13 protein-coding genes are annotated in these 14,969 nt (G+C 38.9%); 9 read left to right on the forward strand and 4 right to left on the reverse strand.

What is annotated here, in order from left to right; all coding sequences use genetic code 11:
• Nucleotides 1–10 precede the first annotated feature (10 nt).
• The 3 genes from GTH25_RS08805 to dmsD all read left to right on the forward strand — a co-directional run bounded on the left by GTH25_RS08805 (nt 11) and on the right by dmsD (nt 2,273).
• Nucleotides 11–628, forward strand: coding sequence for a DMSO/selenate family reductase complex B subunit (locus GTH25_RS08805; RefSeq protein WP_023582154.1), 618 nt, complete (start codon nt 11–13; stop codon nt 626–628).
• A 1-nt stretch (nt 629) separates the two neighbouring features.
• The gene (locus GTH25_RS08810; RefSeq protein ID WP_099660397.1) at nt 630–1,487 is read left to right on the forward strand and encodes a DmsC/YnfH family molybdoenzyme membrane anchor subunit; all 858 of its coding nucleotides are present in this window, start codon (nt 630–632) and stop codon (nt 1,485–1,487) included.
• A gap of 174 nt (nt 1,488–1,661) precedes the next feature.
• Nucleotides 1,662–2,273, forward strand: a complete 612-nt coding sequence (gene dmsD / locus GTH25_RS08815; RefSeq protein ID WP_075673110.1) for a Tat proofreading chaperone DmsD — start codon at nt 1,662–1,664, stop codon at nt 2,271–2,273.
• Between the two features lie 85 nt (nt 2,274–2,358).
• On the opposite strand, the gene GTH25_RS08820 is transcribed toward dmsD, so the two are convergent.
• Nucleotides 2,359–2,820, reverse strand: coding sequence for a nucleoside deaminase (locus GTH25_RS08820; RefSeq protein ID WP_099660396.1), 462 nt, complete (start codon nt 2,818–2,820; stop codon nt 2,359–2,361).
• Nucleotides 2,820–3,506, reverse strand: a complete 687-nt coding sequence (locus tag GTH25_RS08825) for an ankyrin repeat domain-containing protein (RefSeq protein ID WP_075673112.1) — start codon at nt 3,504–3,506, stop codon at nt 2,820–2,822. The genes GTH25_RS08820 and GTH25_RS08825 overlap by 1 nt, the downstream gene beginning before the upstream one ends.
• Nucleotides 3,507–3,722: 216 nt before the next feature.
• Here GTH25_RS08825 and GTH25_RS19365 point away from each other — a divergent pair, with 216 nt between their 5' ends.
• From GTH25_RS19365 to kdpE, 6 genes are read left to right on the forward strand one after another with little or no spacing between them, the layout of a single operon-like run.
• On the forward strand, nt 3,723–3,806 hold the full coding sequence (locus tag GTH25_RS19365; RefSeq protein ID WP_099660395.1) for a potassium-transporting ATPase subunit F: 84 nt from the start codon (nt 3,723–3,725) through the stop codon (nt 3,804–3,806).
• Nucleotides 3,807–3,808: 2 nt separating this feature from the next.
• On the forward strand, nt 3,809–5,512 hold the full coding sequence (kdpA, locus tag GTH25_RS08830; RefSeq protein ID WP_164530501.1) for a potassium-transporting ATPase subunit KdpA: 1,704 nt from the start codon (nt 3,809–3,811) through the stop codon (nt 5,510–5,512).
• Between the two features lie 11 nt (nt 5,513–5,523).
• Complete coding sequence (kdpB, locus tag GTH25_RS08835; protein ID WP_075673114.1) at nt 5,524–7,581, forward strand: potassium-transporting ATPase subunit KdpB; 2,058 nt, start codon at nt 5,524–5,526, stop codon at nt 7,579–7,581.
• Between the two features lie 10 nt (nt 7,582–7,591).
• Complete coding sequence (gene kdpC / locus GTH25_RS08840; protein ID WP_075673115.1) at nt 7,592–8,188, forward strand: potassium-transporting ATPase subunit KdpC; 597 nt, start codon at nt 7,592–7,594, stop codon at nt 8,186–8,188.
• A 1-nt stretch (nt 8,189) separates the two neighbouring features.
• Entirely contained in the window at nt 8,190–10,910 is a 2,721-nt protein-coding gene (gene kdpD, locus GTH25_RS08845; RefSeq protein ID WP_156733429.1) for a two-component system sensor histidine kinase KdpD, read from the forward strand.
• Nucleotides 10,907–11,590: a two-component system response regulator KdpE gene (gene kdpE / locus GTH25_RS08850; RefSeq protein ID WP_075673117.1), complete on the forward strand. Its 684-nt coding sequence runs from the start codon at nt 10,907–10,909 to the stop codon at nt 11,588–11,590. Before kdpD ends, kdpE begins: the two co-directional genes overlap by 4 nt.
• A gap of 43 nt (nt 11,591–11,633) precedes the next feature.
• Here the strand turns inward: kdpE and GTH25_RS08855 are convergent, their stop codons facing one another.
• Both GTH25_RS08855 and GTH25_RS08860 read right to left on the reverse strand, forming a co-directional pair.
• Complete coding sequence (locus GTH25_RS08855; protein WP_156733431.1) at nt 11,634–14,381, reverse strand: phage tail protein; 2,748 nt, start codon at nt 14,379–14,381, stop codon at nt 11,634–11,636.
• Complete coding sequence (locus GTH25_RS08860; RefSeq protein WP_075673119.1) at nt 14,368–14,757, reverse strand: hypothetical protein; 390 nt, start codon at nt 14,755–14,757, stop codon at nt 14,368–14,370. The genes GTH25_RS08855 and GTH25_RS08860 overlap by 14 nt, the downstream gene beginning before the upstream one ends.
• Nucleotides 14,758–14,969 lie beyond the last annotated feature (212 nt).

The following is a 14,969-nucleotide window of genomic DNA, read 5'->3' on the forward strand; positions in this document are numbered from 1 at the left end:
GAGTCTGGTTATGTCAACGCAATATGGTTTTTATATTGATTCAAGTCGTTGCACCGGCTGCAAAACCTGTGAACTGGCGTGCAAGGATTTTAAAAATTTATCCCCAGAAGTTAATTTCCGCCGTATCTATGAATATGCGGGTGGTGATTGGACAGAGCAAGATGGCGTTTATACACAGAACGTTTTTGCTTATTACCTATCTATTTCGTGTAACCACTGTGACGATCCCGCTTGTGCCAAAGTTTGCCCAAGTGGTGCGATGCATAAACGTGAAGACGGCTTTGTTGTCGTTAACGAAGATATTTGTATTGGTTGTCGCTATTGTCACATGGCTTGCCCTTACGGCGCACCGCAATTTGATGAAGTCAAAGGTCATATGACCAAATGTGATGGTTGCTATGAACGTGTAGCCGAAGGTAAAAAACCTATTTGTGTCGAATCTTGCCCACTACGTGCATTAGATATGGCACCGATTGAAGAGTTACGCGCTAAATATGGTGATTTAGCTGAAATCGCCCCACTTCCTTCAGCAAAATACACCAAGCCAAATATTGTCCTTAAATTAAATGCCAATAGCCGTCCTGTGGGTGATACCACTGGTCATCTGGCAAACCCAGAGGAGGTGTAAGATGGTGGGATTGCATGAATGGCCACTAATGTTTTTTACCGTTATCGGTCAAAGTGTTGCTGGCGCTTTTATTATTATGGGATGCGCAATTCTTTCGGGTAAGCTCTCCGCAGAAATGAACCGAAAAGTGCATTACAGCATGTTTGGACTCTGGGCATTAATGGGAATTGGTTTCTTGCTCTCCATGATGCATATGGGAACGCCACTACGTGCATTTAACTCATTACTTCGTCTAGGCCACTCATCATTAAGTAATGAAATTGCCAGCGGTTCAATTTTCTTTGCACTAGGTGGTATTTACTGGTTACTGGCGGTACTTAATAAAATGCCGGCTGCATTAGGTAAATTATGGGTCACACTGGTTATGATATTAGCCGCATTATTTATTACGGCGATCTCTCGTGTATACCAAATTGATACCGTTCCAACGTGGTATAACAGCTACACCACATTTAATTTTGTGCTGACTGCCTTTATCTGTGGCCCTATTTTAGCGGCACTTTTAATGCGAATTGCAGGCTTTAATTTAAACTGCGTCAGTGCATTGCCATTATTAAGTGTTATTGCGATTGTTGTGAGTGCCATTGTGGCAACATCACAAGGTTTTGAATTAGGCTCTATTCAAACCTCTGTACAAAAAGCGGTGGATTTAGTCCCTAACTATGGTGCTTTAATGGGCATTAAATTAGTGGCTTTAGTCTTAGGCTTAAGTTGCTGGATTGCGCCACTTCTGCATAAAAATAACCCTTCTGTTGCTTTGTTAGCATTGGGCTTTATTTTAGTGTTTGCCGGTGAATTTATAGGGCGCGGTGTGTTCTATGGTTTACATATGACTGTCGGTATGGCGGTTGTTGGTTAATTAAAAACGCTGCCTTTAAACCGCTGTAATAGTTAAAAAGCCCACACTTTTTATCTGTTATGGCGGTTTTCCTTTTATAATGCGGTATCACTCTTTTTTAATCTTCGTCATTATGTTTAGATAGAAAATCGCATATAGTAAAGAAAATAAATCTAAGCGGATTATAAAAATATTATGGAACAACAACTTATTACTGATATTTCTCTCACGGCCCGTATTTTAGGCGCTGCGTTTTATTACGCACCTACAGAGAAAAGTGACATTGTCGAGCTGCTGTCTAGTCAAAAGTGGGTTGAAGAATGGCCTTATGGCAGTGATGAAGAAAAGCAACGCATTGCTAACCTTCTTTCACAAACCACATTAGAGGAAGAAACTTTAGCGCAGGCATATCAACGTTTATTTGTCGGCCCTTACGCACTACCTGCGCCACCTTGGGGCTCTGTTTACCTTGATCATGAAAATGTATTATTCGGTAACTCAACATTAGATTTACGCGAGTGGATGCTAGCAAACGGCATTGATATTGCGTTAACTCAAAATGAGCCAGAAGATCACTTTGGTTTAATGGTGATGATGGTGGCATGGATTGCAGAAACTCGCCCTGAAAAATTAAATGAGCTATTAGCTGAACATCTTCTTCCATGGGCTTATCGTTATTTAGAGAAATTATCTCTGCAAGGCGCATTTCCTTATTACGAAGGTCTAGCCATGCTGGCGACATTAACGCTCAAAAGTTGGCAATCACAGTTAAATATTATACCTGCTGAAAAACAGTTATTTTGTTGATTTACAATAGACAGTAAAAATGTGAAGCCCTAAAGACGAAAGAAATTCTCGCTTTTAGGGCTTTGATATATAAAAGTTAACGTTCTTAAGATTGCTGTGACCAAAACTGATAAAGCCTAGGTTGTGTTTCATCTTCGGTTTTTATCTGTGTAAATTGAAGGCCTTCTTGTTGTTCTGGTTCCTTTCTTAATGCTTTAGCAATATGGGCTGTCGATAGTCCGTAAGGCTCGGCATCAGCATTCGAATAGGCATAAAAAATTTTAGTGATCCCCGCCATACGCATTGCGGCAAGACACATTGGGCAAGGTTGTCCACTAGCATAAACAACGCAATCATCTAACTTGGGGCGCCCTAATACTTTACCGGCTTCCCGTAATGCTAATAATTCAGCATGGGCTGTCGGATCATTTGTCGTTAGTATTTGATTAACGGCGCTCGCAATCACTTGGCCATTATTCACAATGACCGCACCAAATGGTCTTCCCCCCACTTTCACATTATCCATTGCAAGCGATATGGCTTGTTGTATAAATTGGTTATCTGACATTATTTTGCCCCCGCTTGTTCAAGTATATTAACAATATTCGTGTAGCCTTTATCTTTAGCCAAGGTTAATGGTGTATGGCCTGATCCATCAGCAAGATTGACATTAGCTCCGCCTTCAATAAGTAAAGTCACAATTTCTTCATATTTTTGGCTACCATCACCTAAAATAATCGCTTCGATTAAAGCCGTCCAACCTAAACGATTAATATGATCAACATCTACACCAGCATCAATCAATGTTTTTACTGTTTTGACATGACCTCGCTCTGATGCAGGAATTAATGCTGTTCCACCATAACGATTAACACTTTTAAGCGAGGCGCCATGTGATAAGGTTAGTTCTAAAATTTCCTGTAACCCTCTTGCGCCTGCATAAAGATAAGGTGAATCATGAATTGCGTCACGAGCATTAACATCGGCACCTTGTTCTATCAGATATTTTGCGACTTCAATTTGATTAGCATGTGTGGCTGCCATTAGCGGTGTGCGTAATTTTAGATCACGTTGTTCAATATTTGCACCTTGTTCTATCTGACGTTTTAATTCAGATAAATTTCCCTCTTGTGCCAGTGTAACTAGGTATGCCTTATCAGAACTTGCCATCGCTTTAACCATGAAGATAGATGAAATTAATAGTAGGCTTAAGAAGTATAAAAACCATTTGGTCTTTAGATAGAGAGTATTCATTCAATATCCCCTAGAGAGTGCTAATTTCTATTCACTTAATTTAAACCTAAGTTAGATCTAACAAAGGGACGACATTATTTCAACCGCTCAAGGAGTCAATAAATCACCTATCAGCCATTTTTATACTTTTTTTACACCGCCCATCCCTTTTTTATCAACATCTTTACAGCCCATTAAGTACGCTCATTCAATCTAAATAGTAAAAGGATTGTTCTGATGCTGATATTTGGTGCTGTGGCATTAGTTGTTTTGCTCACTGCTTATCTTATCTATGTGTTATTTAACGCAGAGGCATTTTAAAAATGGCAACAACAATGTGGATATATCTTGCTGTTTTTCTGATCACATTATTTGTAATGGGGAAAATGCTTGGACATTACTTAGCTCGCCTTATTGAAGGTGACTTACCTCATTGGGTTACTCAAACCGAACATGTTATTTGGCGTTGTTGTGGTTTTAAACCCGCAGGAAAAACAATCCAGCCGATGAGCTGGTATCACTATATGCTCGCCCTTCTTATTTTTAATTTAATGGGCGCAATTCTATTATTTGTCATATTGCTTAACCAAGGCTATTTACCTTTAAATCCTCAATTTGCCCCTAATATGAGTTGGGATTTAGCGTTAAATACCACAATTAGCTTTATCACAAATACGAATTGGCAAGCTTACAGCGGTGAAACGGCTGTCAGTTATTTAAGTCAAATGACGGGGCTTGCCGTACAAAATTTTTTATCTGCTACAACGGGTATTGCTGTTGCCTTCGTTTTAATTAGAGCATTAACTCAATCTTCTTGTACCTCATTAGGGAATGCTTGGATCGATATTGGGCGTATTACATTATATGTTTTATTGCCTTTAGCAGTTATTTGGTCACTGTTATTTGTCAGCCAAGGCGTTATACAAAACTTTCATCCTGCGGTATTAAGTCAAGGTCTTGATGGACACCAACAATGGTTACCAATGGGACCTGTTGCATCTCAAGAAGCAATTAAACTCTTGGGTACAAATGGTGGTGGTTATTTTGCAGCAAACTCTGCACATCCTTATGAAAACCCAACGTCATTCAGTAACTTCTTACAGATCCTTGCCATATTTCTTATTCCTACTGCCTTATGTTTTGCCTTTGGTCGTTTAAGTGGGATGCAACGCCAAGGCTATACCTTACTTTGGGCTATGACACTAATTTTCATTGTTGCCGTTGCTGTGATCACTTGGGCTGAATGGCAAGGAAATCCAGAGTTTATCTTTGCTGGTACAGATAGCTCACTAAATATGGAAGGCAAAGAAACACGCTTTGGCATAATTGGTAGCGCGATTTTTGTTGCTGTCACAACAGCTGCATCTTGTGGTGCAGTCAATGCCATGCATGATTCATTAACGGCTTTAGGTGGCATGGTGCCAATGTGGTTAATGCAAACCGGAGAAGTGGTCTTTGGCGGTGTGGGATCAGGATTTTACGGCATGATCCTCTATGTATTATTAGCCGTATTTATCGCGGGATTAATGGTTGGGCGAGCACCTGAATACCTTGGTAAAAAGATTGGTGTTGCTGAAATGAAATGGGTAGCTGTTGCTATTTTAATCTCTCCAGCCGTGGTTTTATTAGGCACAACCCTCGCCTTATTTACTGATATTGGTCGCGAGGCCATTTTAAACCCAGGTCCTCATGGTTTTAGTGAAGTGCTATATGCCTTTACTTCTGCTGCGAATAATAACGGCAGTGCCTTTGCTGGACTTAATGCCAGCTCACCTTTTTACAATCTATTATTAGGGTTCGCCATGTTGATTGGTCGCTTCGGTGTCATGTTACCGGTTTTAGCTATTGCAGGTAGTTTAGCCGTGAAAAAACGTCAGCCAGAAAGCTTGGCAACTCTCTCTACCACTTCACCGCTATTTATTTTGTTATTGATCCTCACTGTATTAATGATCGGCGCTCTGACTTTTGTTCCGGCATTAGCACTTGGCCCTATAGCAGAACATTTACAACAGTTTTGGGCTAAATAAGGAAACGTATCATGAAAACAACGCAACTTTTTGACAGAAAAACCGTGATGTCGGCTTTCTTTGATGCAATAAAAAAATGCACACCTCAAGCACAATGGCGTAACCCCGTTATGTTTATTGTTTATGTTGGTGCGCTTTTAACTAGCGGAATTTGGTTTGCTTCACTGTTAGGTTATTTCCCTAAAGATAATCACTTTACTTCACAAGTAATGATTTGGTTATGGGTGACATTGCTATTTGCCAATTTTGCTGAGTCATTAGCAGAAAGTCGAAGTAAAGCGCAAGCAGCGAGCTTACGTGGTGCAAAACAACAATCCAAAGCAGTACGTTTACATCACGCAGATATTAATGCCTCGAAAGAAACCGTGGACTCTTTCTCACTGCATAAAGGTGATATCGTTTTAGTCAATGCTGGTGAAGTTATTCCTTGTGATGGTGAAGTGATTGAAGGTGGTGCTTCTGTTGATGAAAGCGCGATTACAGGGGAATCAGCGCCGGTGATCCGTGAGTCAGGCGGTGACTTTTCTTCTGTAACGGGAGGAACTCGAGTATTGTCAGATTGGCTGATTATTCGTTGTACTGCAGAAGCTGGCAATTCATTTCTCGACCGCATGATTGGAATGGTGGAAGGTGCAAAGCGTAGAAAAACGCCAAATGAAGTGGCTTTAACTATCCTATTAACCGCTCTGACACTGATTTTCTTGTTGGCTTGCATTACCCTTTATCCATTTAGTGTTTTTGCTGTCGAGTTTCAAGGACATGGTGCTGTTATTTCAGTAGTAACTTTGATTGCTTTGTTAGTATGCTTGATCCCTACCACGATCGGTGGATTGCTTTCATCGATTGGAGTGGCGGGTATGAGCCGAATGCTTGATGCCAATGTAATTGCAACCAGTGGTCGCGCAGTGGAAGCCGCGGGCGATGTTGATGTCTTACTTCTTGATAAAACAGGCACTATTACACTTGGTAATCGCCAAGCTTCTCGTTTTATTCCTCTTTCAGGTATTAGTGAAAAACAGCTTGCAGATGCAGCACAGCTAAGTTCACTTGCAGATGAAACGCCTGAAGGCAGAAGCATTGTGATCCTCGCTAAACAACGTTTTAATTTGCGCGAACGCGATTTAGCGTCAATTGGCGCTTCTTTTATTCCCTTCTCTGCAATGACAAGAATGAGTGGCGTTAATTTAGGTGAACGCTTGATCCGCAAGGGTTCTGTTGATGCTATTCGTCGCCATATTGAAGTCAGTCACGGTCATTTTCCTGATGAAGTCACCACAATCGTCGAACAAGTGGCAAGAACGGGTGGGACACCGCTGGTGGTGGTTGAAAATCAGAAAATCTTAGGTGTTGTTGAGCTTAAAGATATTGTGAAAGGCGGAATTAAAGAGCGTTTTGCTCAACTTCGCCAAATGGGTATAAAAACGGTCATGATCACTGGCGATAATCATCTTACGGCAGCGGCTATCGCAGCAGAATCGGGTGTTGATGATTTTCTGGCTGAAGCAACACCAGAGGCAAAATTAGCACTAATTCGTCAATATCAATCAGAAGGTCGATTAGTCGCAATGACCGGCGATGGTACTAATGATGCTCCTGCATTGGCGCAAGCTGATGTTGCTGTTGCGATGAATTCAGGTACTCAAGCCGCCAAAGAAGCGGGAAATATGGTTGATTTAGATTCTAATCCAACAAAATTAATCGAAGTGGTGCACATTGGTAAACAAATGCTAATGACACGAGGCGCTTTAACTACATTTAGTATTTCCAACGATATCGCAAAATACTTTGCCATTATTCCTGCGGCTTTTGCAGTCACTTACCCACAACTCAATATGCTTAATGTCATGAATTTACATTCACCCGCATCTGCAATGTTATCTGCCGTTATTTTCAATGCCTTAATTATAGTTTTTTTGATCCCTCTAGCCCTTAAAGGTGTTCACTATCGCCCTGTTTCTGCGCACTCATTATTGCGCCGTAACCTCTCTTTATACGGGATCAGTGGATTATTAGTCCCTTTTATTGGCATTAAAATCATCGATATGATCTTAGCGTTTATTGGGTTTTAAGGAGTTTTATATGCATCTATTTCGTTCATCTTTAGTGATGTTATTATTACTCACACTAATAACTGGGCTCGCCTATCCTTTACTTGTTACAGGATTAGCCAACCTTATTTTTCCATGGCAAGCAAACGGCTCTCTCGTGTATCAAGATAATAAACTTATTGGCTCTGAATTGATTGGGCAACAATTTACGCGGGATGATTATTTTAAGGGTCGTCCATCAATGACGTCAGAAATGCCCTATAACAGCCTGGCATCAGGTGCTAGCCAGCTAGCAACATCAAATCCATTACTTCTTAATGAGATAACTAAACGTATCCAAACATGGAAAAAAATAACGCATAATCAAGATGTTGTTCCTGTTGGTTTAGTCACAGCATCAGGAAGTGGGCTTGATCCTCATATTTCATTACAAGCAGCTTATTATCAAATTGAAAATATTGCATATTCTCGCCAACTCACTAAAAATGAAATTGAGCAATTAATAAAAAACAATACAACATCACCACTACTGCCGTTTATGGGTGAACCTGTTGTGAATGTGTTTATGCTAAATCAGGCACTAGATAAATTAAGTGCAGAAAAACAGCAGAAAGTGAGTACTCAATAAAATGGAACTCGAAAAGCAGTGGCAACGACCCTCACCCGATGATTTACTCGCTTCAACGCGAACAACAACTCGTGGACGCCTAAAAATATTTTTTGGCGCTTGTGCTGGCGTAGGGAAAACTTATGCCATGTTACAAGAGGCTCAACGCCTCCACCAGCAAGGTATTGATGTGCTTGCTGGTGTTGTTGAAACGCATCAAAGGCAAGAAACGGCCGCGCTACTTCATGGATTACCTTTATTACCACCACAGCGTATTCATCATCATGGTAGAAAGCTTGTAGCATTTGATTTAGATGCCGCATTAGCCAGACATCCGGCGGTGATCTTAATGGATGAACTGGCATTTAGTAATCCACACAAATGCCGACATCCTAAACGCTGGCAAGATGTGGAAGAACTATTGGATGCCGGTATTGATGTACTTGCCACAATAAACGTACAACACATTGAAAGCCTTAACGATATTGTGGGAAGCATTACAGGAATTCGTGTTCAAGAGACGATCCCTGACTATATTTTTGATAGTGCTGATGAAGTGGTTATGGTGGATTTACCGCCGGATGATTTACAACAACGTTTGCATGAAGGCAAGGTATATCTAGCCGGACAAGCAGAACGAGCCATCGAACACTTTTTTCGTAAAGGTAATTTAATCGCACTACGAGAATTAGCTTTACGTCGTATGGCAGATAGAGTTGATACACAAGTTAAAGAATTTCGAGATAGCCAAGGAGCATCACCTGTTTGGCACACGACAGATAGTCTAATGGTATGTCTCGGTGCTCATGGTGGTAACGACAAATTAGTTCGCACGGCAGCTCGTTATGCTGCCGCTTTTGGTTGCCAATGGCATGCTATTTATGTTGAAACCCCTAAGCTTCATCAAATTGGTGAGCATAAACGCCGGGCAATTTTGCACTCTTTAAAACTGGCACAACATCTAGGTGCAAGAACCGCGATCCTTTCTGATAATCAAGCGGAAAAAGCAGTGATCCGTTACGCCAGAGAACATAATCTTGGGAAAGTGATTATTGGTCAGCGTGCTTATCAAAAATGGCAATGGTTAAAACGCTGGATACGGATGCGGTTTGCAGAAAAACTAGCACGCTATGCCCCCGATCTTCATGTTATCAGCGTTGCTCTTAATGATGAGGAGCTCCGTTATAAAACTAAAACAGCACCACTGCAAAATGAAAAATGGCGACAAGAGATAAAAGGCTATCTTACAGCGATAGGAATATGTTTAGCGATCACCTTGTTCTCTCGCACATTTCTATTAGCGCTTGATAAAGCCAATTTAGTGACACTCTATTTATTGGGCGTAGTATTAATTGCTCTCTTTTTTGGTCGTCGCCCTTCTATTTTTGCAGCATTAATCAATGTCATTAGTTTTGATTTGTTCTTTGTACAGCCTCACTTTTCACTTGCTGTACTCGATATGCAGTATTTGATCACTTTTACAGTCATGCTTATTGTAGGATTGGTAGTCGGTAATTTAACTGCGGGTATGCGTTATCAAACACGTGTTGCTCGTTATAGAGAGCAACGCACTCGTCATTTATTTGAAATGACAAGGGAGCTGGGACGCGCGGTAACATTACAAGATGTTGTTCATACCAGTTACCATTTTTTATCAAGTGCGTTTGATGCAAAAGTTTGCTTATTGCTCCCCAACAAACAAGGTGAATTAATGCCTTTTCATGCCGAAGGTATGGGGCATTTACCTATTGATAATGGCATTGCGCGCTGGTGTTGTGATAAAGACCAAATTGCAGGTGCTGGTACAGATACGTTACCAAGTGTGCCTTACCAATTACATCCAATTACCGCATCTCAACAAGTTTTAGCTATTTTAGCCATTGAACCTAATAATCTTCGCCAATTGCTTATTCCAGAACAACAGCAACTATTGCAAACCTTTAATGGTTTGATTGCTAATGCACTCGAACGATTACAACAAGCTGAAATTGCAGAACAATCTCGAATTAATATCGAACGGGAGCAATTAAGAAATGCATTATTAGCGGCGCTTTCTCATGATTTAAAAACACCGCTTACAGTGCTTTTTGGGCAATCAGAGATTTTACTTCTCGATTTAAGTGCTGAAGGTTCATCCCATACAGAACAAGTTAACCAAATTCGACAGCAGATCCTCACAACCTCGCGTTTAGTCAATAATCTACTTGATATGGCACGTATTCAATCTGGTGGTATTGAAGTGAATTTACAATGGAATTCACTGCAAGAAATTACAGGCAGTGCCATTCGGTCACTCTCTTATTTACTTGATAAACATCCATTACAAATTGATATTCCTGCTGATTTACTGCTTTATTGTGATGGTAACTTAATTGAACGGGTTATCACGAACTTACTTGAAAATGCAGTAAAATATACGACTCCAAACACAAAGCTCGGAGTAAGAGCTTATATTGAAGCCTCTAAAATTCATGTTGAGGTGTGGGATGAAGGTAATGGTATTCCGACTGACCAACTACAACTTATTTTTAATAAATTTTCACGCGCAGTAAAAGAATCCGCAATTCCTGGTGTTGGCTTAGGTTTAGCGATATGTAGCGCGATTATTCGCTTACATGAGGGTGAAATTTGGGCTGAAAACAATAATTTTTCTGAAAACCATAAAAAAGGTGGAGCAAGTTTCCACTTTGTTTTACCTTTAAAATTACTCCCTGATATTGATGAGATTGAAATAAAACAGTGACTCCATATAACATTTTAATTATTGAAGATGAAAAAGAGATCTTACGCTTTGTTCGGCTTGCTTTAGAGAACGAAGGATTTCGTGTTTATGAAGCCAGTGAATGCCAACGAGGATTAATTGAAGCGGCATCAAGAAAGCCTGATTTAGTTATTCTTGATCTTGGCTTACCAGATAAAGATGGTCTCTGCTTTATTCAAGATTTTCGTCAATGGAGTAGTACACCCGTTATCGTACTTTCAGCTCGAGATTCGGAACAAGACAAAGTAAAAGCGCTTGATGCAGGAGCGGACGACTATCTAACTAAACCTTTTGGTATTAGTGAGTTATTAGCTAGAGTTAGAGCGTCACTACGCCGTTTTGTTAAACAAGAAAATGAAAACACACAATTTACCTTTGGCGATATTACGATTGATTGGGTTAATCGTATTGTTACTCGTCAAAATGAACCTGTACATTTAACGCCGACTGAATTTCGTTTGCTAAGTGAATTGGTTAATAACAGCGGAAAAGTGCTTACTCAACGGCATTTAATGCAACATGTTTGGGGGCCTAATTTCGTTGAACATAGCCACTATTTGCGCATTTATATGGGTCATTTACGCCAAAAACTAGAAACCGATCCCGCATGTCCTGTGCATTTAATTACAGAAACGGGGATCGGTTATCGATTTATGCCGTAACTGAGGGTAATAGGAAAATAAACAAGGTTAATTTATCAATTAATCAGTTTTCTTGTTTATACAATATATACATGCCTAATCCGCGTAAGATCTCGCCTGACCAGAAACCATAAAACATCCCATTATCACTTTCTTTTCTTACGGCAGGAGACCAACTTCCATTCATTGGGCTTGTTGGAGACACCACATTATAGTGCTCAATAAGTTCAGTAACTGATTTTTCAATAATCCAATTTAATTTACTGTTTTTACACCCAGACATTGCAGCAAAACAAAGGCCACACAACCATAATCCTGTCATATGGCCGACAAAATCTCGATTTTCTGGTGGTGGCGAGTCAGCAGGAAACTCACAAGGAAACCCGCCAACTTTCTCAAAGAAATGAATAAGATAATCAACCCAATTACTTGTAAATCGAATAAGATTTTCAGGAATGTTTTTTTTACACAAGACTAATTCATACCACGCTCTAGCCGCTGAAGCAAAAGCCCTAGGTTGATATCCTGCCCAAGCATCGCTCCCCCAATGATTAAAAATAAAGGTATCTGCCTCACCATATTCAATGTTATCCCAGCGATCCCAAACATAGGCCATGGCAACGGGGCCTTTCACCTTAAACTTCTCTTCATAAGCCTTTTGGGCATCAAACAGAAATTGACACATATTTTCTAAATGAGTTTGTGCATTTTCTTCATGGATATAAATAAAAGGATGTTGATAGCCAGGATAAGGTAATCCACGCCATGAATCGAATTGAGAAGAATCTTTTGTAGAATTATTGGAAAAAGGAATAATACCGGGGGTATAAGCGAGTTTATTGAGATCATTGTAGCTAATGTCGCAATCACCAATCAGCCCTTCAAAACTATCATTACCTGTTAGAGTGATTGAAAACTTATGTGTCCAACCATCAAGATCATTAAAATGAGTTGGTATATCGTTAAAGCAATACCAAGTGATTTCTGAACTATCATTTTTTTCAAGTTCATAAATAGCAAGAGTGACACTAGAGACTGCTTGTAAATTCGGATGTGTAGGTTTAATTTCATCGCCTGAATAATAAGGTTGATAATCCATTAATATAAGTGTTTCAGGCTTTAATTGAATAGTAGACCACTGACCTTTCGTCATAGGTAATATCCAATACCAACGCCAGAGATCAGCATCGTAAATAATGATTTTCCATTTATCCCTATGCAATTTATACGTAAATGATGTCGGTATCGCCTTTCCTACAGTTGTTAGCCAAAAACCCACCATTATTTTACTGTTCTCTTTAAGTCGCACATGTTGTACAACTGCTGAACGACCATCAATAATATTATCTTCGAACTCAAATGAAGTCTCGATATCTTCGTCAAGTTTAATATATCCCACATCATTAACTGTAAGATATTCAATATCTTCATTTTTTTTAATAAACGAACTTACACTAAATTCATATTTTATTACGTTACTATTTGTAGGAGTATGAGGTAGTGGCAAAAACCAATTTTTCACAGCATGGCTGTTCTTTTGCGGAATAATACCCATATTAATTCTGACGTTTAATGGGGCTTTATTTTTATCCCCCCCTCCCACATTAATGGTTATTTTCGAGTTTTTATCAATTTTCTTTGAAATACTTTGTTGCTCTAAAGTCACCGCAGCATTTCCATCCGTTTTTATTCTGATAAACCCCTGCTTATTTCTATCAAGAGAAATATGGCGATCCTTGGGATAATGATATTCATAGGAGATCCCATCAGTAAACGGGCTTAATTCCGTGGTAGATTGTCTGAAGAATTTATCATTAGAATCAATATTTGCATATCTCATGCACATTAATGCACTATTTCGCCAAGCTAACCAATAACGGTGTTCATTTGTTATTTTCCATAATGTATAACTGGCCTCTAAAAACCACTCTTCTGCATCAGCTGCATTACCATAATTTCTCTTATCGATAATAGGAATATTGAGTGGTCGATTATGCCATGCCATATTTCGTTTTATCAGAAAACCACCTTTCTCTACAGGTTGAATATTTGCATGACACAATTTCCATAATCCATTAATTGGCGATGTCATTTTTACATAGCCTTTAGGTTCAATTGCCCTTTCTTCTAAAATATGACCTTGGTTATCAATTTTTCGTCCATATAAATCAATTAACCATGCTAATTCAACAGACTCACCTTTTTGTCTCCAATTAATACTTCCGTCATTATTTAGTGCGACAACTCGGGCATTTATGTTGGGATAAGATAATACGCCACGATAAGCTTGTGTCACGATATCAAGATATTCTCCCCAATAAGGAGCACCGTGTGGTATTTGACAAGTTCCATCAACAAACATAATTTCAGTATCAATAAACCCTGAATTAGTGGGTTCATCAAAATTAATTGGCCAATTAGATAAAGTAGGCTCTTTGCCATTAATAATCCATTGACTTAACCATCTATCATGTGGGGGATCAGGTATTTCTTGGCATTGATAGAAATATTTAATATAGGCATTAAAACACCAGATAGCCTTATTTAGCCAATACTTATCTTTTGTTGCTTTATATACATAGAGATAACCCAATATTTGTAAGGATTGGCCTTCAGTTGTTGCATCTCCATTAGGTTGTGACTCTAAACGTGTATATCCGATTGTATGTCTATTATTTGATAAAACGCCATCAGGATTAAAAACAAAATGCTGTTTACTTCTATCTATTGTTAAACCAGTATTATTATCTAAAAAACGTTGATGCCCAAATAGCAAATTATAGACAGACATTAAATTGTCATTCTGATACATGCATACCTCCGCCAATAAATCGCCCTAACCACGTCTCATTAAGGGCAATAAATTGAATAATATCAATAGCCCCCTTATCCCATGATAAGAGGGGCTTACGACCTAAAGGCCATAATACATCATCAATAAAAACGACTTGATTTGCACCTGAACCTTGCGTTATATGAAGTAAAATTTGAGAGCCAGATATAGCAGTAGGAAGCTGAATAAATGTTATCGCTTCACTAAGTGTTGTGGTATACCAAGCATTTATAGAGTAAGGTAAATATAATTTATCTCTAATTGGTTTAATATCCATTATATCTATACTAGCTTGTTCTTTTTTATTAAAATTACTTTCTATTGTTTCTCTTTTTAATATTTTCATTATTTTCATAAAATTAGCCTTATTTAAAATAATCAATAAAAATATATTAATTTCATTACTCTAATGAAGGATAAAGTTATTTATTAATGACTTTTACTTAATATCTTATCTCAAATATATTATTTACCTCAGTGAAGGTTATTTATTGAAAGTTCATTTTTAAGTAAAAATACCAATTCAAAGTAATTGGATTAATAAAAAACCTATTCTCTTCTATATTT

The sequence above is a fragment of the Proteus terrae subsp. cibarius genome (assembly GCF_011045835.1).
Classification (GTDB): domain Bacteria; phylum Pseudomonadota; class Gammaproteobacteria; order Enterobacterales; family Enterobacteriaceae; genus Proteus; species Proteus cibarius.